The organism is Streptomyces sp. NPDC033178, assembly GCF_055577685.1.
In genome coordinates this window covers 366,740-386,745 of record NZ_JBVIPT010000008.1, presented here as the reverse complement: position 1 = coordinate 386,745, position 20,006 = coordinate 366,740, and the positions used below count along the sequence as shown (strand labels likewise).

19 protein-coding genes are annotated in these 20,006 nt (G+C 70.5%); 12 read left to right on the top strand and 7 right to left on the bottom strand.

The window, feature by feature from the left end:
• Positions 1-336 precede the first annotated feature (336 nt).
• The 3 genes from ACZ5VQ_RS22435 (at position 337) to ACZ5VQ_RS22425 (ending at position 3,108) form a co-directional block, all read left to right on the top strand.
• A complete protein-coding gene (locus ACZ5VQ_RS22435) occupies positions 337-1,932 on the top strand; it encodes an LCP family protein (protein ID WP_469106438.1) in 1,596 nt (531 codons plus the stop codon).
• 176 nt (positions 1,933-2,108) lie between these two features.
• Complete coding sequence (locus ACZ5VQ_RS22430) at positions 2,109-2,555, top strand: hypothetical protein (RefSeq protein WP_362073275.1); 447 nt, start codon at positions 2,109-2,111, stop codon at positions 2,553-2,555.
• A 130-nt stretch (positions 2,556-2,685) separates the two neighbouring features.
• Positions 2,686-3,108 carry a spore-associated protein A gene (locus ACZ5VQ_RS22425; protein WP_469106406.1) on the top strand — a complete coding sequence of 141 codons (423 nt, stop codon included), beginning with the start codon at positions 2,686-2,688 and terminating at the stop codon, positions 3,106-3,108.
• 68 nt (positions 3,109-3,176) lie between these two features.
• On the opposite strand, the gene ACZ5VQ_RS22420 is transcribed toward ACZ5VQ_RS22425, so the two are convergent.
• Positions 3,177-4,205: a glycosyltransferase family 2 protein gene (locus ACZ5VQ_RS22420; RefSeq protein ID WP_362073281.1), complete on the bottom strand. Its 1,029-nt coding sequence runs from the start codon at positions 4,203-4,205 to the stop codon at positions 3,177-3,179.
• A 127-nt stretch (positions 4,206-4,332) separates the two neighbouring features.
• On the opposite strand from ACZ5VQ_RS22420, the gene ACZ5VQ_RS22415 reads away from it, so the two are divergent.
• A complete protein-coding gene (locus ACZ5VQ_RS22415; protein ID WP_469106405.1) occupies positions 4,333-5,781 on the top strand; it encodes an LCP family protein in 1,449 nt (482 codons plus the stop codon).
• A gap of 151 nt (positions 5,782-5,932) precedes the next feature.
• On the opposite strand, the gene ACZ5VQ_RS22410 is transcribed toward ACZ5VQ_RS22415, so the two are convergent.
• Positions 5,933-6,481: an acyl-CoA thioesterase gene (locus ACZ5VQ_RS22410; RefSeq protein WP_469106404.1), complete on the bottom strand. Its 549-nt coding sequence runs from the start codon at positions 6,479-6,481 to the stop codon at positions 5,933-5,935.
• 120 nt (positions 6,482-6,601) lie between these two features.
• On the opposite strand from ACZ5VQ_RS22410, the gene ACZ5VQ_RS22405 reads away from it, so the two are divergent.
• A complete protein-coding gene (locus ACZ5VQ_RS22405) occupies positions 6,602-7,870 on the top strand; it encodes an LCP family protein (protein WP_469106403.1) in 1,269 nt (422 codons plus the stop codon).
• An 88-nt stretch (positions 7,871-7,958) separates the two neighbouring features.
• On the opposite strand, the gene ACZ5VQ_RS22400 is transcribed toward ACZ5VQ_RS22405, so the two are convergent.
• Complete coding sequence (locus ACZ5VQ_RS22400) at positions 7,959-9,116, bottom strand: acyl-CoA dehydrogenase (RefSeq protein ID WP_469106402.1); 1,158 nt, start codon at positions 9,114-9,116, stop codon at positions 7,959-7,961.
• 223 nt (positions 9,117-9,339) lie between these two features.
• On the opposite strand from ACZ5VQ_RS22400, the gene ACZ5VQ_RS22395 reads away from it, so the two are divergent.
• The 6 genes from ACZ5VQ_RS22395 (at position 9,340) to ACZ5VQ_RS22370 (ending at position 15,543) form a co-directional block, all read left to right on the top strand.
• Positions 9,340-10,683 carry a UDP-glucose dehydrogenase family protein gene (locus tag ACZ5VQ_RS22395; RefSeq protein ID WP_469106401.1) on the top strand — a complete coding sequence of 448 codons (1,344 nt, stop codon included), beginning with the start codon at positions 9,340-9,342 and terminating at the stop codon, positions 10,681-10,683.
• A gap of 265 nt (positions 10,684-10,948) precedes the next feature.
• Complete coding sequence (locus tag ACZ5VQ_RS22390) at positions 10,949-11,590, top strand: hypothetical protein (RefSeq protein ID WP_469106400.1); 642 nt, start codon at positions 10,949-10,951, stop codon at positions 11,588-11,590.
• Positions 11,587-12,945, top strand: coding sequence for a copper resistance CopC/CopD family protein (locus ACZ5VQ_RS22385; RefSeq protein ID WP_469106399.1), 1,359 nt, complete (start codon positions 11,587-11,589; stop codon positions 12,943-12,945). The genes ACZ5VQ_RS22390 and ACZ5VQ_RS22385 overlap by 4 nt, the downstream gene beginning before the upstream one ends.
• A 49-nt stretch (positions 12,946-12,994) precedes the next feature.
• Positions 12,995-14,059, top strand: a complete 1,065-nt coding sequence (locus tag ACZ5VQ_RS22380) for a cupredoxin domain-containing protein (RefSeq protein WP_469106398.1) — start codon at positions 12,995-12,997, stop codon at positions 14,057-14,059.
• A 150-nt stretch (positions 14,060-14,209) separates the two neighbouring features.
• The gene (locus ACZ5VQ_RS22375) at positions 14,210-14,728 is read left to right on the top strand and encodes a hypothetical protein (protein WP_469106397.1); all 519 of its coding nucleotides are present in this window, start codon (positions 14,210-14,212) and stop codon (positions 14,726-14,728) included.
• Complete coding sequence (locus ACZ5VQ_RS22370) at positions 14,725-15,543, top strand: cupredoxin domain-containing protein (RefSeq protein WP_469106396.1); 819 nt, start codon at positions 14,725-14,727, stop codon at positions 15,541-15,543. Before ACZ5VQ_RS22375 ends, ACZ5VQ_RS22370 begins: the two co-directional genes overlap by 4 nt.
• Positions 15,544-15,580: 37 nt before the next feature.
• On the opposite strand, the gene ACZ5VQ_RS22365 is transcribed toward ACZ5VQ_RS22370, so the two are convergent.
• Positions 15,581-16,081 carry a CGNR zinc finger domain-containing protein gene (locus tag ACZ5VQ_RS22365; RefSeq protein ID WP_469106395.1) on the bottom strand — a complete coding sequence of 167 codons (501 nt, stop codon included), beginning with the start codon at positions 16,079-16,081 and terminating at the stop codon, positions 15,581-15,583.
• A gap of 113 nt (positions 16,082-16,194) precedes the next feature.
• Here ACZ5VQ_RS22365 and ACZ5VQ_RS22360 point away from each other — a divergent pair, with 113 nt between their 5' ends.
• Complete coding sequence (locus tag ACZ5VQ_RS22360; protein ID WP_469106394.1) at positions 16,195-16,560, top strand: VOC family protein; 366 nt, start codon at positions 16,195-16,197, stop codon at positions 16,558-16,560.
• 145 nt (positions 16,561-16,705) lie between these two features.
• Here ACZ5VQ_RS22360 and ACZ5VQ_RS22355 read toward each other — a convergent pair whose 3' ends face one another.
• From ACZ5VQ_RS22355 to ACZ5VQ_RS22345, 3 genes are all read right to left on the bottom strand, one after another.
• A complete protein-coding gene (locus tag ACZ5VQ_RS22355; RefSeq protein ID WP_469106393.1) occupies positions 16,706-17,866 on the bottom strand; it encodes a dipeptidase in 1,161 nt (386 codons plus the stop codon).
• 354 nt (positions 17,867-18,220) lie between these two features.
• Positions 18,221-19,495, bottom strand: coding sequence for an RNA polymerase sigma factor (locus ACZ5VQ_RS22350; RefSeq protein ID WP_469106392.1), 1,275 nt, complete (start codon positions 19,493-19,495; stop codon positions 18,221-18,223).
• A gap of 40 nt (positions 19,496-19,535) precedes the next feature.
• On the bottom strand, positions 19,536-19,892 hold the full coding sequence (locus tag ACZ5VQ_RS22345) for a YciI family protein (RefSeq protein WP_469106391.1): 357 nt from the start codon (positions 19,890-19,892) through the stop codon (positions 19,536-19,538).
• Positions 19,893-20,006: the final 114 nt, after the last annotated feature.

The window sequence follows — 20,006 nt, the reverse complement described above, 5'->3', positions numbered from 1 at the left end:
CTTGGAACACAACCGTGCGGGGCCCACGTTGGTCTGACGTGGGGCACCGCTGTGTCGACTGCACGTCCGTCCGACGTCGGCCGCATGCCGGGCCGACAGCACGCGGCCGTGCCAGTCGCTGATTTTGCCGATGCGTAGCCAACCCGGTTCGGGCCCACGGGGGTCTGACAGGTGGCGGACCAGTGTCGGACAGGGTGGCCTGACAGGGTTCGCTCCGCACCGGCCAGGGAGGGCCGCACGCGGGCGCGGCCTTGTGTCGGGCAACAGGGGTGGGGAAGGGGCAGGGAGTTGAGTCAGAGCAGTGTGCAGGGGGAGGTGCCCGCGGTCGAGGACACGATGTCCCTCGCACCGCAGGGCAAGGGCACGGCGGCCGGACCGGGCAGGCACGGCGGGAACAAGCGGCGCCCAGGAGGCCAGGGGACCGACCGGTCCCGCCGCAGACGGCGGGCGCTCCGCTGGTCGGCGACGGTCCTGGCGGTGGCGATACTCGGGACCGCCGGTACGGGATACCTGTACTACCGGCACCTGAACGGCAACATCGAGAAGGGCGAGCGCAGCAGCGGCGACTCGAAGGCGCCGAAGACGGCGCCCAACGCTGCCGGGCAGACTCCGCTGAACATCCTGCTGGTCGGCTCCGACAGCCGCGCCTCCGACGCGAACGTGGCGCTGGGCGGCAGCCGGGACAACCGCGGCAACCCACCCCTGGGCGACGTGCAGATGCTCATCCACCTGTCCGCGGACCGCAAGAGCGCCGCGGTGGTGACCATCCCGCGCGACACCCGGGTCGACATCCCCAAGTGCACGGACCCGGAGGACGGCAAGACCTATCCGGCGACCAACACCATCATCAACACCTCGCTGTCCCGCGGCGGAGCCGGCTGCACCCTGGCCACCTGGGAGAACCTCACCGGCGTCTACATCGACCACTGGATGACGATCGACTTCGCGGGCGTCGTGAGCATGGCGGACGCGATCGGCGGGGTCGAGGTCTGTGTGAGACAGAACGTGAAGGACGGCCCGCTGCCCGGTGTGCCCGGCGGCTCCGGCCTGAAGCTGAAGGCCGGTACGAAGAAGGTCAAGGGCAAGCAGGCGCTCCAGTGGCTGCGCACGCGCCACGCCTGGGGCAGTGACCTCATGCGGGCCAGGGCTCAGCACATGTACATGAACTCGATGATCCGCGGCCTGAAGGAGCAGAACGTCTTCACCGACACGGGCCGGCTGATGGGTCTGGCCGAATCCGCCACGAAGTCGCTGAAGGTCTCCGAGGAGATCGGCACGGTCAAGAAGCTGTACGACCTGGGCATGCAGCTCAAGACGGTGCCGACGAACCGCATCACCATGACGACGATGCCGAACGTCCCGGACCCGCTGGACGCCAACCATGTGGTGCCGGCCGGTGCCGACGCCGAGAAGCTGTGGTCGATGCTCCGCGACGACGTGCCGTTCGACAGCAACGGCAAGGACTCGGACGCGAAGAAGAAGACCGAGGAGAAGACCTCCAAGGACCCGGCCGCGGCCGACGGCCAGATCGCCGTACAGGTGCAGAACGGCACGCGGACCGGCACGGAGGGGGCGGCGCCCCTGCGGGCGAGCGCGATCACGGATCAGCTCGTCGGCAAGGGCTTCACCCAGGCGGTGGCGGACCGCTCGGCGGCGCTCAGCGAGGACACGACGGTCGTCCGCTACCCGAGTGCGGACCTGGAGGGCGACGCCCAGCGGGTCGCCAAGTCGCTGGGGATTCCGCTGACTTCGGTGAAGCGGAGCACCGACGTCTCCGGGGTCACCCTCGTCGTGGGCGCCGACTGGCGTACGGGCACGGCCTATCCGAAGAAGTCGGCACCGAAGGCCGGGGACGTCCCCGACAACGCCGACGCCATCAACGGGTCGGACAAGAGCCAGTGCATGGACGTGTACAAGCCCTACCGCTGGTAGCCGTCCCGGTGGGGCGGTCCCGAGCGGCCGCCCGACCGGACTCCAAGCGCCCGGAATCAGTCATTCCATGTCCGTTAATGGACATGTACACATCACCTAAGCTGTCGAAGAGCAGTTCGATGATGAGATCGCCCTCGACGATCTTCCTTCCCCGTCGAACCTCTCAGGAGAGCAACGTGAAGTCCAGGAGCAAAGTCGCCCGCTACGCCACCTCGATGGCGCTCATGCTGTCGGGCATCGCCGGCTACTCGCTCGTCACCGCCCCTGCCGCCAGCGCCGCCACGTACGGCTGCAACGGCTCCCAGATCGACAGCTGGAACAACACGTACAACGGCACCACGTACGCCACGACCTATCTGTTCTGGGACGGCACCTACAACTGCGTCGCGGCCGTGAAGCGCGGTTCGTACTACGGCGTCAAGTCCCGTATCGCCGTGGACGCCTGGACGAACAAGGACGGCTACGTCTCGCCGGGGGACGACGGCCAGTACCTCTACTACGCGAGCTTCAAGTTCTACGGGAAGGACCGCTGTATCGCGGTCGAGACCGACATGTGGAACTTCAGCGGCAACAACATCATCCAGGACCACGTTCCGCCGAGCGGCTACTTCCACTGCGGCTGACTCCCGCCGCCCGCGAACACGCGCGCGGACCGAGGCGGTGACACGGGTCACGCCTTTATCGGTTGCGTACACGCAACCCCCTCGGAATGATCAACTTCGGTTCTGAAATTGACCTGATGGGAACTCAAGCATGCTCAACACCAAGCGACTTGGTTCGGTGGCAGCCGTCCTCGGGCTGACCGTCGCCGGAACGGTCGCCGCCACCGGCACCGCCTCGGCCGCCTCCTACAACGGCGGCTGCGGGTCCGGCTACAGCGTGATCGGCTCCAGGGACGTCGGCGACGGCAACGCCTACATCACGTACAACAGCTCCAACGGCTACAACTGCGTCGTCACCGTCAGCGACACCCCGGGCTCGCCGATGTATCTGGACGCCCGGCTGCGGATCCACCGGACCGACACCGTGTGGAAGGCCAGCGAGGTGGACTCGGGCAACTTCAGCTACTACGCGGGTCCCGTCTACCTGAAGGCCGTGGACACCTGCATCGACTACGGCGGCACCGCGGGCAACGCGAGCTACATCCAGGTCAACTACAAGGTCCACTGCGGCTGATCCCGCGGACGACGAAGGCCCCTTTCCCTGTCCGGAAGGGGCCTTCGTCATGTCTGCCGCAGAGGCGGTCAGTTCTCGCTGAGCACCGCCGGCCGGCGTGACGCGATGACCTTCTTCGCCAGAGCCTTCGGGCTGGTCAGAAAGCCGATGCCCCACGACATGTGCATGGTGGCGAGGGCGACGGGAATCCACAGCCGTGCCTTCGGCGGCAGCCCCCTGCCCGCGGGGAGGGAGCCGAGGGCGATCGCCGCGAGGTAGGCGCCGGGGACCACGAAGCCCCAGGGCGTCACCGCCGCGCCCACCACGAGCCCGAGGACGATCGCGCAGACCGCGGTCGGCGGGGCCAGATAGCGCAGGTTGATCGAACCCGAGTGGTAACGGGCGACGACATGACGCCAACGCCCGTAGTCCTTGTACTGCTTGGCCAGGGCCTGCATCGAGGGGCGCGGGCGGTACGAGACCCGCAGCTCGGGCGAGAACCAGATCAGGCCGCCCGCCTCACGGATCCGGAAGTTCAGCTCCCAGTCCTGGGCGCGGATGAACTCCTCGTTGTAGCCGCCCTGTTGCTCCAGGGCCTCCCGGCGGAAGACCCCGAGGTACACGGTCTCGGCCGGTGCGGCCTCGCCGCCCGTGTGGAAGGCCGCGTTGCCCACGCCGATCTTCGACGTCATCGCCGCGGCGACCGCGTGCTCCCAGTCGTTCTCGCCCTCGGCGTGCATGATGCCGCCGACGTTCTGCGCGCCGGTCTCCTCCAGGAGGCGGACGGCGGTCGCGATGTAGTTCGGCGAGAGCATGCCGTGCCCGTCGACCCGTACCACGATCGGGTGGCGGGACGCCTTGATCGCGGCGTTCAGCGCGGCGGGGGTGCGACCGGTCGGATTCGGCACCGTGTGCACACGGGAGTCTTCTCGTACGAGCTCGGCGGCGATCTCGTCCGTACGGTCCGTCGAGGGACCGATGGCGATCACGACCTCCATCTCGCCCCCGTACTCCTGGGCGAGGATCGCTTGGACGGCTCCGCGCAGATGCCGTTCCTCGTTGAGGACGGGCATGATCACGGAGACGGCGGGGAGCTGCACGTCGGGCTTGTCGTTCATCGCGGATTACGTTACCGCGAACGGGGGACACGGACGCGCGCCGCCCGGTCCCTGCGCCGGGCCGCAGATCGTATGGGCCTACGGTGCTCACGGACCCCCACACCCGGCCGACGCGGAGGTGTCCGCCTTGCCCACGCCGCCCCGCTCCCCCGCCCGCCCGCAGCGGCAGCGCCCAGCGCGGCCGCCCGTACGGCGCAGGCGGCCGCGCTGGGCCATGCGGGTGACGACCTCGGTGTCCGTGACGGTGCTCGCGGCGGCCGGCATCGGGCACGCGCTGCTCACCGGTCTCGGCTCCGACATCGACCGGATCGACCCCTTCAAGGACATGAAGAACCGGCCCGCGCACGGCCACGGCATGAACGTCCTGCTCGTCGGCACCGACGGCCGCGACCGGATCACCCCGGAGGAGAAGGAGAAGTACCGGCTCGGCGGCGCCCCCTGCCACTGCACCGACACGATCATGATCGTGCACCTCTCCGAGGACCGGAAGCGGGCCAGCATCGTGAGCCTGCCGCGCGACTCGTACGCCGAGACGCCCGCCCACATCGACCGCACCACCGGCCGACGGCACCAGCCGCACCCGGTCAAGCTGAACGCGGCGTACGCGGAGGGTGGTCCGCAGCTGACCGTGCGGACCGTGGAGAACATGACCCATGTGAAGATCGACCACTATCTGGAGGTCGACTTCACCAGCTTCATCAAGACCGTGGACGTGCTCGGCGGGGTCCGGATCTGCACGGTGAAGCCGCTCAAGGACACCTACACCGGGCTCGACCTGCCGACCGGTGTGCACGATCTGAACGGCGGGCAGGCACTGCAGTACGTGCGCTCGCGGCACATCGACGGGGCCTCGGACCTCGGCCGGATGCAGCGCCAGCAGCGCTTCCTGGCCGCGCTGATCGAGCGGGCCACCTCGTCGGGGGTGCTGCTCAACCCGATCAAGTTCCGGGAGGTGACCGGGGCCGTGCTCGGCTCGGTGCGCGCCGACAAGGGCCTCGGCTCGGACGAACTCATCGACCTGGGGCGGGCGATGCGGACCTTCTCACCGTCCTCCTCGGAGTTCACGACGGTCCCGATCGGGAAGATGGGGTACGCCGTGAAGGGCATCGGCTCGACCCTGAAGTGGGACGAGCAGAAGGCGGACCGGCTCTTCCGCACCCTGCGCGACGACAAGCCGCTCGCCCCGCACCGGGTCCGCTCCAAGGCCCTGCGCGTCGATGTCGCCCCGCAGCAGATCCGGGTCCAGGTCGAGAACGGCACCATGACCGCCGGCCTCGGCCGCCGCGTCGACAGCGGCCTGGCGGCCACCGGTTTCCGCACGACCCGGGCCCCCGTGAACGCCCCCGACCGCTCGGTCCCGCGCACGATCGTCCAGTACGACCCCCGCTGGGACCGCTCCGCGAAGTCCCTCGCCACCGCCCTGCCCGGCAGCGAGCTACGCCCGGTGAACGGCCAGGGCCCCCTCATGAAGGTGATCGCCGGCGCGGACTTCAGGGAGGTCCACAGGGTCCGGGCGGAGGACCCGCCCCAGGGCAAGTTCGAAACGGTCACGGGCGACCAGGTGGTCTGCCCGTAACGAACCAATCCGGCGGGGGCTCGCCTACGAATACCTGGTGGCCGTCCAGATCACCGCTGGGCCTTCATCCCCCGGCCCAGGAGGGCGCCCCGTTTTAGGGGCGCGGGGAACTGCGCGACCAGCCACAGCGAACCCGCAGCCGCCAAACCGCCTAGTCGTCGAGCCCCTCAGAAGCCCGCTTCTCCCGCAACTCCACAATCGCCCGCCGCCGCGCAAGCCGATGCGTACGACGAATCTGCGCCTCCTGATTGCGGCGCCGATCACGCTCGGTCTCCGGAACCACCGGAGGTACCCTCCGAGGCTTCCCGTCGGCGTCCACCGCGGCGAACACCAGGTAGGCCGAGCCGACCTGCTGAGGCGGCGTCGACTCGTTCCAACGCTCGGCGAGAACGCGGACGCCGACCTCCATCGACGTACGACCCGTCCAGTTCACCTGTGCCTTCACATGCACGAGGTCGCCTACGCGTACGGGTTCCAGGAACGCCATCTCGTCCATGGAGGCGGTCACGGCGGGCCCGCCGGAGTGCCGCCCGGCCACCGCGCCGGCCGCGTCGTCGACCAGTTTCATGATCACGCCACCGTGCACCGTACCCAGAAGGTTGGTGTCGTTGTGGCTCATGATGTGGCTCAGGGTGGTTCGGGACGCCGAAGTCGGCTTGCCCGGAATATCGGATTCCGGGGCACGGGCCTGGTCTGTCATGCCGCCCACCTTATGCCGGGCACTCGCAAGGGTTGCTTTGCATCAGCTCTGCAACAGCCCTGGTGCGATTTTCCGAAGACTCTTGTATGGCACACAGTGGGACCCTGCACACTGGGGCCCATGAGCGATTGGCCCCAGGGATACAACGGCGGCGACCGGCAGGGCCGCGGCAGCACAGGCGCCGAGCCCGAGGGCGCCCGTGTGATGCGGCAGGTGCAGCGCGGCTCGGGGGCCGGTCCACGCCCCTCGGCGCCGACGCGCGGAGTCCCGCCCCAGCCGACGTACACGGACGGCTACGGCGAGGACGCCTACGACAGCGGCTACAACACCGGACAGGTGTACGGCTCGCCGGGCGGAGGCGGTCCGCAGGAGCCTCCCGGCGGCCATGGACGGGGTCCGCGGCCCGCGCCGAACTGGCGCAAGCGGATCAAGTGGACCGCGATCACGGTGGTCACCGTGCTGGTCGTGGTCTCCGTGGGCACGTACTTCTGGGCCGACTCGAAGCTCAAGCGCGAGGTCGACCTGTCGAAGGTGATCGACCGGCCCGACGCGGGCGAGGGCACGAACTACCTGATCGTCGGCTCCGACAGCCGCGAGGGTCTGTCCGCCGAGGAGAAGAAGAAGCTCCGCACGGGCTCCGCCGAGGGCAAGCGCACGGACTCGATGATGATCCTGCACGTCGGCGACAACGGGAACACGATGATCTCGCTGCCGCGCGACTCGAACGTGACGATCCCCACGTTCGTGGGCTCCGAGTCCGGCAAGACCTTCCCGGGCACCGGCCGTCAGGTGAAGTTGAACGCGGCGTACGCGGAGGACGGGCCCGAGCTGCTCGTGCGGACCGTCGAGGCCAACACCGGACTGCGGATCGACCACTACGCGGAGATCGGCTTCGCCGGCTTCGCCAAGATCGTCGACGCGGTGGGCGGTGTCGAGCTGGACATCCCCAAGGCGTTCAAGGACGAGAAGTCCGGCGCCGACTTCCAGGCGGGCAAGCAGACCCTGAACGGCGAGGAGGCGCTCGCCTTCGTCCGTACGCGGTACGCGTTCGCCAACAGCGACCTGGACCGTACGAAGAACCAGCAGAAGTTCCTCGCGGCCCTGGCGAGCCAGACGGCGACGCCGTCCACGGTCCTCAACCCCTTCAAGCTCTACCCGACCATGGGCGCCGGCCTCGACACCCTCACCGTCGACAAGGACATGTCCCTCTGGGACCTCGCCTCGATGTTCTGGGCCATGAAGGGCATCACCGGCGGCGACGGCAAGTCGATGAACATGCCGATCTCCGGCAACTCGGCCAACGGCAACCTCCAGTGGGACACCGCCAAGGTCAAGACCCTGGTGAACGAGCTGAAGAACGACGAGAAGGTGACGGTGTCGGGGAACTGAGCCGACCCCGGGCACGTAGCGCAGCGCAGCGAGAAGAGGAGCCCCCGGCATAGTGCCGGGGGCTCCTCTTCACTGTACGGCGGCGGCCCTACGGCAGGTTCCGGGCCATCACGATGCGCTGGACCTGGTTCGTGCCCTCATAAATCTGCGTGATCTTGGCGTCGCGCATCATGCGCTCGACCGGGTAGTCGCGGGTGTAGCCGTAGCCGCCGAGGAGCTGGACCGCGTCCGTGGTGACCTCCATGGCGACGTCGGAGGCGAAGCACTTGGCCGCCGCTCCCTGGAAGGTGAGGTCGCTGTCGCCGCGCTCGGACTTCGCCGCGGCCTGGTACGTCAGGGCGCGGGCGGCCTCGATCTTCATGGCCATGTCGGCGAGCATGAACTGGATGCCCTGGAAGTCGGCGATCGCCTTGCCGAACTGCTTGCGCTCCCGGACGTAGCCCTTGGCGTAGTCGAGGGCGCCCTGCGCGATGCCGAGGGCCTGGGCCGCGATCGTGATGCGGGTGTGGTCCAGGGTCTTCATCGCGGTGGCGAAGCCCGTGCCCTCCTCGCCGATCATGCGGTCGGCCGGGATGCGAACGTTGTCGAGGTAGACCTCGCGGGTCGGGCTGCCCTTGATGCCGAGCTTCTTCTCCGGGGCGCCGAAGGAGACACCCTCGTCCGACTTCTCGACGACGAAGGCCGAGATGCCCTTGGAGCGCTTCGTGGGGTCGGTCACGGCCATCACCGTGTAGTACTCCGACTCGCCCGCGTTGGTGATCCAGCGCTTCACGCCGTTCAGGACGTAGAAGTCGCCGTCGCGGACCGCCTTCGTCTTCATGCCCGCCGCGTCCGAGCCCGCGTCCGGCTCGGAGAGGGCGTACGAGAACATCGCGTCGCCCTTGGCCAGCGGGCCCAGGTACTTCTTCTTCAGGTCCTCGGAGCCGGAGAGGATCACCGGGAGCGAGCCCAGCTTGTTCACCGCGGGGATCAGGGAGGAGCTGGCACAGACGCGCGCCACCTCCTCGATCACGATGACCGTGGCCAGCGCGTCGGCGCCGGCACCGCCGTACGTCTCCGGTACGTGCACGGCGTGCAGGTCGGAGGAGACCAGGGCGTCCAGGGCCTCCCGGGGGAAACGGGCTTCCTCGTCCACCGCCGCGGCGTACGGCGCGATCTTCGCCTCGGCCAGTGAGCGGATCGCGTCGCGGAGCATGTCGTGCTCCTCGGACGGGCGGTACAGGTCGAAATCAGCCGATCCGGCCAAGGTCTCTCACGCTCCAAAGACGCTGTGATGCTGACGCTAATTACCGTTAAGTAACTCAAATTTTAGGGGCCTGCCCACGGGAGTGATACGTGAGCTTGGCGACAAGAGGAAAACTGCCCGGTGAAGCACTCGAACAAGCCCCGACTATGCTCGGTCAGCGCACTCAAGGCGCACTGCAGGCGCACCCCTGACGGATACCTGACGGACACCTACTGGAGCATCCATGGCCCTCAAGATCACCGTGATCGGCACCGGCTACCTCGGCGCCACGCACGCCGCGGCCATGGCCGAGCTCGGGTTCGAGGTGCTGGGACTCGACGTCGTACCCGAGAAGATCGAGATGCTCCAGCGGGGCGAGGTCCCGATGTACGAGCCGGGGCTCGAAGAGCTGCTGGCCAAGCACGTCGCCGGGATCGAGGGGTCCAGCGGGCGGCTGCGGTTCACCATGGACTGGGCCGAGGTCGCGGAGTTCGGCGACATCCACTTCGTCTGTGTGAACACCCCGCAGAAGCACGGTGAGTACGCGTGCGACATGTCGTACGTCGACGCCGCCTTCGCCTCGCTCGCACCCCATCTGACGGGCCCCGCCCTCGTCGTCGGCAAGTCCACCGTGCCCGTGGGGTCGGCCGAGCGGCTGGGCCGCACGCTGGTCGGGCTCGCCCCCGCCGGCGAGGACGTGGAGCTGGCCTGGAACCCCGAGTTCCTGCGCGAGGGCCTCGCCGTCCAGGACACCCTGCACCCCGACCGCATCGTGGCCGGTGTCCGCAGTGAGCGCGCCGAGAAGCTGCTGCGCGAGGTGTACGCGACGCCGATCGCCGAGGGCTCGCCCTTCGTGGTGACCGACTTCCCGACCGCCGAGCTGGTGAAGACCGCCGCGAACTCCTTCCTCGCCACCAAGATCTCCTTCATCAACGCGATGGCCGAGGTGTGCGAGGCCGCCGACGGCGACGTCGTGAAGCTCGCCGAGGCGATCGGCCACGACGACCGGATCGGCAAGAAGTTCCTGCGCGCGGGCATCGGTTTCGGTGGCGGATGCCTCCCCAAGGACATTCGCGCCTTCATGGCACGCGCCGGTGAACTGGGCGCCGACCAGGCGCTCACCTTCCTGCGCGAGATCGACTCCATCAATATGCGGCGCCGCGGTCAGATGGTGGAAATGACGCGTGAGGCCCTGGGCGGCGGATCGTTCCTCGGGAAGCGGATCGCGGTGCTCGGCGCGACGTTCAAGCCGGATTCGGACGACGTCCGGGATTCCCCCGCGCTGAATGTCGCCGGGCAGATTCATCTGCAGGGCGGTCAGGTCACGGTCTACGACCCCAAGGGCCTCGACAACGCGCGACGACTCTTCCCGACGCTCGGGTACGCGGACACCGCCGCGGAGGCCGTACGCGGCGCCCATGTCGTCCTGCACCTCACCGAGTGGCGCGAGTTCCGCGAGCTGGACCCGGCGGCGCTCGGCGAGGCCGTGACGGACCGCGTCGTACTGGACGGCCGCAACGCGCTCGACCCCGCCGTGTGGCGGGCGGCGGGCTGGACGTACCGGGCGATGGGGCGGCCGGCCGCCTGAGCGGCATATGCCCTGCACTTCATCTTTCCAATTGGTTCGAATCACATTCGAGCAATGTGGTGGAATTGCCGTGCCCTGCGCGCCACATCTTCACAGTCGCAATGCACGGAATGACGTCGTTGTAGCCCGTTCTCACAGCAGGGGCACCCCTGAAGGAGAGGCAGGCAACAGGCGATTAACCAACGCGTAGCCGCGCGGAATTCGGCTCCCACTCCACTGGTCCGCATTCACCGATCTGAATGACCGGACCATGCCAGGAGTGATCATGCCCCTGTTCAACAGGGCGGACTGGCCGAGGGATCACCGCGACGAGGTGGTCGCGGGCGCGCTCGTCGGCGCCGTGCTGATCGTGCTCGGTTACGCCTCGGGGATCGGCGCCCCGCCGTCGTCGGGGTCGGCGCAGGCCGCCGTGCCACCCGCGTCACCGCCCGCGGCGACGGCACCGCCCAGTACGACTCCGGCGCCGGGCGAGGACGCGCCGGAGGGGGCCGCGCCCGTGCCCCAAGTCCCGGTCGGCGCGGGTGAGTTGCCGATCGGCACCGGCGTCGTGCCGATCGGGGACGGCGGCCACGCCGGGCACGGGGCCGGAACGGGAAGCGGCACCGGCAGCGGGAGCGGGGAGTCCGGCGCCGGCGGCCATGACGGTCACGGCGGGCAGGAAACCACGCCCTCCCCCACGCCCACTCCCACCCCCTCCCCCACGAATCCCCCGGGCGACGACTCCTGCGACGACGGCGACGTACACCTCGTACAGCCCCTGCTCACCGGGATCGCCGGGCTCACGGGCCAGGCCCTCGGTCTCGTCGGCGGCACGGAACCCACCCCCGAACCGACACCCTCCCTCTGCGTCGGAGTCGCCACGCCGGACCTTCTCTCCGCCCCGGACGACGCGGAGGCTACCCCGTGACAACGCGCCCCCGCCCCCTCACCCGCCGCCCGGCCGCCCTCCTCGTCCTCCTCGCGGCCGCCCTCCTGTACGTCCTCGTCGGCGCGGTGCCCGCCTCCGCCCACACCGAGTTGGTCCGCTCGACTCCCAAGGACGGCACGGAACTCGGCAGGGCGCCCGCCCATCTCACCCTCACCTTCGACGAGCCCGTCGAGCTGTCCGACGTACGCGTGATGACGCTCGACGGCGACCGGCTCCCCGTCTCCCGAGCCCCGCGCGGGGGCGGCGACACCGTGCGGGCCGCGCTCCCCGAGGTGGCTCCGAAGAGCGGTGAACTCGCCCTCACCTGGTCCGTCATCGACGAGGAGGACGGGCACGCGTCCTCCGGCCGGCTGACGTTCGGCATCGGTACGACGGCGGCGCCCGCCGCCGCCCAGGACCGCGGCGACGAGGCCGCCCCCGCGCCCTCCCCCTCGGTGCGGCACGGCCTCGTCGCCGCTCGCTGGGCCGGCTATCTCTCGCTGGCCCTGTTCATCGGCGGCATCGCGTTCGTCGCGCTGCTCTGGCCACGCGGGGCGACTGAGCCGCGGGCCCGGGCGATGCTCACCCTCGCCTGGACGGTCGGGCTGCTCTCGACGGTCGTGGCGCTCGGACTGCAGGGCGCGTACGCCGAGTTGGGCGGCCTTCGCGACGCGCTCTCGGCGTCGGCGTACGCGAACGTGCTCAGCACCGGGCCCGGCCTCGCACTCGCCGCCCGCGGGCTGCTCTGGGTGCTCGCCGCCGTGGTGCTGAGCGCGCTGCTCCAGGGCGGCGGCCGTACGGCCCGCTCGCCCGGCTGGCGCGTGGGTGCCCTCGCCGTGTCGCTCGGGCTGCTGCGGGCGACCGGGATGACGGGCCACAACTCCGAGGGCACGGAGCCGACTTGGGGCGCGCTGGCCGACCTGGTGCATCTGCTCGGGGCGAGTCTGTGGATCGGCGGTCTGGCCATGCTCGCGGTGGCCGTGCTGCCGCGCCGGGACCCCGCCGAGCTGGCGCTGGTCGTGCCCGGCTACTCGAAGCTGGCGGGCGCGTCGGTGGCCGCGATCGCCGTGGCCGGGCTGGTGCTTGCCTGGCAGGTCGTGGGCTCGTACGACGCCCTGCTGCACACCTCGTACGGGCAGTTGCTGCTGGTCAAGACCGGTGTGCTGGCCCTCGTTCTGTTCGCCGCGTGGCGCAGCCGTCAGTGGGTGCGTACGCGTCTGGAACTCGCCGTGCTGCTGCGCGGCGAGGCCGCCACCGTGCGGCCCTTCGGTTACTCGGTCGCGGCGGAGACGGGGCTCGTCCTCGTCGTGCTCGCCGTGACGAGTCTCCTGGTCACGGCCGATCCCGGCCGCTGACCTCCCCTGAAAACCCCGAAATCCCCTCACAGACAAGGGAGTTACGTTGATGCGCAGTAAAGACACCGGTGAACGGCGCCGCCGCGCGCCCGCCGGGAACCGGGCCCTGCTCGTCGCCGGGCTCGGCGCCGCCTTCGCGGCGGTGCTCAGCCTGGGGCTGCTTCAGGCGACGGCCGGCTCGGCGTCGACGACCGACACGGCGGCGGGCGCGGCTCAGGCGCCCGCAGCCGCGGCGGCCGAGGCCAAGCCCGCGGCAGCCGCCGCTGCCGACCACCAGGTCGACATCATGGGCAACAAGTTCGGCGACGGGAAGCAGCTGGTCGTCAAGGTCGGCGAGACCGTCCAGTGGACCAACCACGACACGGCCCCGCACACCGTCACCACCACCAAGGGCCCGAAGAAGTTCGACTCGGGCACCCTTGAGAAGGGCGACTCCTGGTCATACACCTTCACCACGGCGGGGACGTACGAGTACTACTGCGCGGTGCACCCGGACATGGTGGCGTCCGTGAAGGTCGTCGCGGACGACAGCGGTTCCACGGGCGGGTCCACCGGCGGCTCCACGGGCGGCTCCACGGGCGGCTCCACCGGCGGTACGTCGGGGGGCTCGACCGGGGGCTCCGGCTCGGGCGGCACGAGCGGAGGTGACACCGGCGGCACGTCCGGAGGCAGCTCCGGCGGAACCAGCGGTGGCAGCACGGGCGGCAGCACCGGTGGCGGTACGGGAGGCAGCACAGGCGGCGGGGACGGCGGCGACGAGCAGTGCGCCAGCGTCCAGGACGTACTGCTGCCGATCCTGCAGCACCTCAACGCCGCGCACCTGGAGCGTTCTCCGGGTGAGCAGGTGCAGGACGCGCTGGCCCTCGACTCGTACATCAAGATGCACACCGTGTGGGTCGAGAGCATCCTCACGCCCGCCACGGAAGGCGGGGGCGCGGTCGTCGACGACACCCTCGGTGTGCTGCTCCAGCACATCAACTCGGCACATCTGGAGGAGTCGCTCGGCCAGCAGATCACCGATCTGCTCGACGTCGACAGCTACGTGAAGATGCACACGGTCTGGGCCGAGCACATGCTCGCCCCCACGACGGGCTATCTGACCAGCAGCTGCTGACACCGGCGGCACCGCCGATCCGGGCGGACCGCTGATCCATGCGGTACCGCCGCCACAGGAGGACGCCGGGCCGGCCGAGGCTCAGTCGGCCGGCCCGGCGTCCGGCGTTCATTCTCCCCCGCTCTGTTTCTCCTCGGAAGGAGAACCAGGATGACGACCGTCACCCTGCCCACCGTCTCCCCACCGCCCGGCCGGTACGCCGTCGCACCCGGCCGCTCCTTCGCCGAACTCACCGCCTACTACGGCCCGTTGGCGACCCTGCGACGCCGCGTCACCCTGACCGGGGCGTCGCTCACGGTCCCCGATTCCGAGGCTGTGTCCGTGTCCGAGGCGGTATCGGCGGCCGAGGCCGCGTCCGAATCCGAGGGCGCGCGGCCCGTGTTCCGCTTCGACCTCGCCGGCACGATGAAGGCCTCCCTGGTCTCCGAGCACGTGGAACCCCTGGCCGACGGACGGCACCTGCAACTGCTCGCCGACCTCGACGTACGGGGTGTCGCGTTCCCGGTGCTGATGCGCCTGCGCGTGGTGAGGTGCGCCGAGGGGCGGCTACTGGTGGTGGGTTCGACCCGGCTCTCGTACCGCCTGCTCCGGCGCGCGACCGGCTTCCGGCTGCCGTGGCCCCGCCCGGCGACCCGGCTGCGGCTGCTGATCGCCGCGGAGTTCGCGTGAGCGCGGGACGGCGGGGGCGGCGCGTGCCGCCGGGACCCGCCGCGTTCGCCGTACGCTCCGCACTCTCCCCACTGCTCTCGGCACTCTCCGTACTCGTCCTGCTGGTACCGGTGTTGCTGCTGTGGGCGGCGCCCGGGCCCGCGTCGGCGGCCACCTACCGGGTGGCGATGAAGGGGTACGCGTTCAGCCCCGCCGCCCTCACCGTCCCGGTGGGCTCCACGGTGACCTGGACCAACCAGGACACGGCCCCGCACGACGTGAAGACCACCTCCGGCCCGGCCTCCATCCACTCGCCGATGCTGCAGAAGGGGCAGAGCTGGAGCTTCACGTTCACGACGGCCGGGTCGTACGGGTACTACTGCACCGTGCACCCGGACATGACGGCCCGGATCGTCGTCCGGGCGGCACCGACTCCCGCGGCACCGGCTCATACGCATTCGGGGTCGGACGATCACGGGTCCGGAACGGGAGCTGGGGTTGGGGCCGGAACGGGCACCGGGTCCGGGACCGGGACCGGGACCGGGACCGGGCACCACACGGCTCCGACGGCTTCGGCGGCCTCTCCGGCGGGGCGTTCCAAGTCGCCGACTGCCACCAAGTCCCCGTCCGCACCGCCCACTTCGGCCCCGGCGGCCGCGGCGGCACCTTCGGCGGCAGGTCCGGCGACGACCCCACAGGCCATCGAACCGACCGCCTCCTCCCGCCCCCTCGACGGCCTGCTCGTCCTGGCGGGAGTGGTGGCGGGAGTGGCCGTGCTGTGTCTGCTGCTGGTGGGTTCGCGCTCGGCTGCGAGGGAGAAACAGGACACCCCGTAGCCGTAGTGGAGGGGCGGCCCGGGGCCCCGGGCTCCGGCTACTTCGCGCGATAGCGGCGCATCTTCGCCCGAGCCCCGCAGACGGACATCGAGCACCAGCGGCCACGCCCCGCCGGACTGCGGTCGTAGTACGCCCAGTGGCAGTCCGGCGCCTCGCAGGCCTTGAGGCGGAGCCAGGTGCCGGCGGCGAGGGACTCGGCGACGGCCGCGGCGACCCGGGAGGTGAGGGCGGCCGGGTCCGCCGGCCTGAGGGCCGCCGAGCCGTCCGCCGCGGAGACCGTGACGACGAGCGGGGCCGCGGCGAGCAGCTCGTCGAGGGGGCGTACCTCCCGGTGTGCCGGATGGCCCGCGTGCGCGAGACAGACGGCCCGCAGCGACTCACGCAGTTCCCGCGCGGCCTCCACGTCGGCCTCCGCCAGGCCCAGCCCGGCGCGACCCTCCACCGTGTCCAGGGAGTCGGCACCCGACTCGATGTCCAGGGTGTTCACCAGGGACTGGAGCAGGGCCAGCCCGCCGGGTGCGGGCGCGCGGTCATTCATGGTTGCGACGTTACCTCTTATGGGGGAGTATGCAGTAACCGTTACCTACTGAGCCGCTTTGCAGGTAACGATCGAGGTATGGACATCACGCATGGACATCAGAGGAGGAAGTCATGGCTGTCGCCGAACTGGGCACCGTCGTTCTGGACTGTCCCGACCCCCGCGCGCTTGCTTCGTTCTACGCCGGAGTGCTGGGCGGCACCGTCGAGACCGAGGGGGAGGCCGACTGGGTCGACCTGCGGCTGCCCGGCGGACGGGCGCTGGCGTTCCAGGCCGCCCCCGGCCACGTACCGCCGAAGTGGCCCGCGCCCGACGGCTCCCAGCAGTTCCATCTGGACCTGACGGTCGAGAACCTGGACTCGGCGGAGAAGGAAGTCCTGGCGCTGGGCGCGACCGTGCTCGAAGCGGCGGATCGGGGGCGGGGGTGGCGGGTGTACGCGGATCCGGCCGGGCACCCGTTCTGCCTCTGCGCCTGCTGAGGCACAACGGGGCCTCGGGCCGCGGAATCGTGTGATGTGCGGGTGAGTGGGGGCTGGTCGCGCAGTTCCCCGCGCCCCTGAAAGACGCGGCTGCGCCCTGTCTTTTGTCCCCACCCGCCCGCAGCCGACGAACGACCGCCGGGGGCTACCCGTCCATCTCGGCGATCTTCGCCGTCGACGGCTCCCGGCGGCTGCGGGCCGCGCGAGCAATGAAGTCCGCGCTGCGCAGGACGCGTTGGACGTTGCCCCAGGTGAGCAGGGCGAGGTCGGACTCGGACCAGCCGCGGCCGAGGAGTTCGGCGACGAGGCGCGGATACCCCGAGGCGTCGGACAGGTCCTGGGGGTGTGCGGCCCCGGAGTCGTACGTCCCCGAGAGGCCGACGCACTCCGGGCCCGCAAGCGCGCGTACGTGGTCGAGGTGGTCCGCGACGTCCCGTACCGACGGGCCCGTCTGTTCGGCGGTCAGCGGCACGAGGCACAGGCCCTTGGTGATGCCGAGTTCGACGAGCACGTCGTCGGGGAGGTTCGCCGGGTGGAGGCGCAGGGCGCGGGCGGCGGAGCGGGTGAAGACGACCGGGGACTTGGAGATGGTGAGGGCGCGGCGGACGGTCGCGTCGGAGGCGCCGGACAGGTCGACGAGCACGCCGATGCGGTTCGTCTCGCGTACGACCTCCTCGCCGAACCTGGTCAGCCCTTTCTCGCCGGCCCAGGACGCGCCGGAGAGGGTGAGGACGCGCAGGCCGAGGGCGTGCAGCGCGCGCAGGATGCCCAGCGAGTCGTCCAGTGCGGCGGCGGCCGCGGGACCGAGCAGCACGGCGACCCGCCCGCAGTTCCTGGCGTCCGTGACCTGGGCCGCGCTGTGGGCCATCCGCAGGCCCTCCGGATGGGCCTCCACCACGGTCCTCACCAGGTCGAGCTGCTCCAGCGTGGCCCCGACCGCCCGCTCGCCGACGAGGCCCTCGGACAGATGCAGCGACCAGAACAACGCCGCCACGTGCCCTTCCCTCAGCCTGGGCACGTCCGTGTCTATCGTGCTCTCGCCGAGCTCCAGGTCGTACCAGGGCAGGTGCCGCAGCGCCCACGGCAGACCGCTGTAGCCGTCGGCGACGGGGTGGGCGGCGAGAAGGGCGTGCGCGCGGACGAGGGGGTCGTCGGCCGCGTCCCCCTCGTCCCCCTCGGGTCCGGCATCGACTGCGAGACCCCGCTCGTCCTCAAGAACATCCGGCTCGAACTCCCCCTCGACATCGGGGCGATCCAGCTCGCCGACCTCGGCGGTTGCGTGCAGTTCGTCCTGCAGATCTGCCATGACGACGCTCCCGGGTCCGGTGGTGGCGACAGGTATCACCACCGTGACACGGCAGCGGGAGAGGCTCTCGGTGGATGGGCCGTTCGGGCGACGGCACCGGGCGCCCCCTTACGGGGCACGGCACCCTGAATCCCCTGACTGGGTGCGGCGACCACCGCCCCGTAGGGGGCGCGGGGCTGTGGCACTCTGCGGCTCCGCCGCGTGGGCGCGACCAGCCCCCCACACACACAAACCCGCAGACTCCGAACCGCCCGCCCGGCGAAGCGAACCTGCGGAGCCAGCGGCGCAGCGAACCGGCGCAGCCTGCCGACGCAGCCAGCCAGCGCAGCGAACCCGGGGAGCTAGCCGACGGAGCTACCCGCACTCCTCCGCCCGCCCCAGCAGAAGCCCCCGCTCCCGCTCGTTCCGCGTCAACGAAGCCGCCCTCTCGAACTCCCTCCGCGCCTCCCCCACCCGCCCGAGCCGCACCAGCAGATCCCCCCGCACACTGGGCAGCAGGTGATAGCCCCGCAAGGCCGGTTCGTCGACGAGCGCATCCACGATGGTGAGCCCGGCCTCGGGCCCCTCGGCCATGGACACGGCAACGGCCCGGTTCAGCTCGACGACGGGAGACGGGGTCCGGCCGACCAGCAGCCCGTACAGCGTGGCGATCCGCGCCCAGTCGGTCCCCTCGTACGAATAGGCGTGGGCATGGCACGCGGCGATGGCGGCCTGCAGCACATACGGCCCAGGACCACCACCCGTGGACACGGCCTCCGCACGGGCGAGGGCGGCGAACCCGCGGCGGATGAGGAGCCGGTTCCACCGGGAACGCTGCTGGTCCTTGAGTAGCACGGGCTCGCCCGAGGGCCCGGTGCGCGCGGCCGACCGCGACGCCTGGATCTCCAACAGGGCGGCCAGCCCGTGTACTTCGGGCTCCTTGGGCATCAACTCGGCGAGCACGCGAGCGAGTCGCAGGGCGTCCTCGCAGAGCGCGGGGCGCAGCAGGTCGTCGCCCGCGGTGGCCGCGTACCCCTCGTTGAAGATCAGGTAGATGACTTCGAGTACGGACCCGAGCCGGGCCTCGCGCTCGGGCCCGTACGGCACCTCGAAGGCGACGGCCTTCGCGGCGAGCGTCCGCTTGGCGCGCACGATGCGCTGGGCGACGGTCGCCTCCGGGACGAGGTAGGCGCGGGCGATCTCGACGGTGGTCAGCCCGCCGAGCAGCCGCAGGGTGAGGGCGATCCGGGCCTCGGCGGACAGCACGGGATGACACGCGGTGAAGACGAGTCGCAGCAGGTCGTCGTCGATGTCGTCGGGATCGGCCGGCTCGTCGACGTGCCCGTGCGGCGCGGACGCCTCCAGGTCCCGCCCCATCTCCACGAGCTTGCGCGCGTACCGCTCGCGCCGCCGTACGAGATCGATGGCCCGGTGCTTGGCCGTGGCCATGAGCCAGGCCCCGGGATTGCCGGGCACCCCCTCCCGGGGCCACTGCTCCAACGCGGCGACCAGCGCGTCCTGCGCCAGCTCCTCCGCGATCCCGACGTCCCGCACGATGCGCGCGACCCCGGCGATGATGCGGGGCGACTCGATACGGAAGACGGTTTCGATGGCGTGGGCGGGGGCGTCCGCTGATGGTTCTGGTGTCACGCTCCACCATCAGACACCCCCGGAGCCGTACGGCCAAGGCTCAGCCTTCGACGATTTCCCGTACCTCGCAGGTCACCGTCCAGTGGGCCTCGTGGATCTGGAGGAACCTCTTGGTCCACTCGACCGCCTCGGCCTTGTCCTTGGCCTGCAGCATCGCGTACCCGCCGATGACCTCCTTGGCCTCGGTGAACGGCCCGTCGGTGACGGACAGTTCCCCGCCCTCCCACCGCACCCGCGTCCCCTCCGCGGTCGGCTTCAGCCCGGAGGTGTCCAGCAGCACCCCGGCCTTCGTCATCTCCTCGATCAGCTCCCCCATCCGCGCCATGAGCTCGTCGCTCGGCCCCTCGGCGGGCGCGTTCTGCTCATCGATACGGATCATCGACAGGTAGCGGGGCATGGTGACTCCTGAGTCTCTCGGTACGGGGGCGGGGCTCGTCCCACCTTCCCTTTCATCTGTGCGTCGAACGGGCCACACCCGGATCGACACGCGCGCCGAAATTCTTGGAGAAAC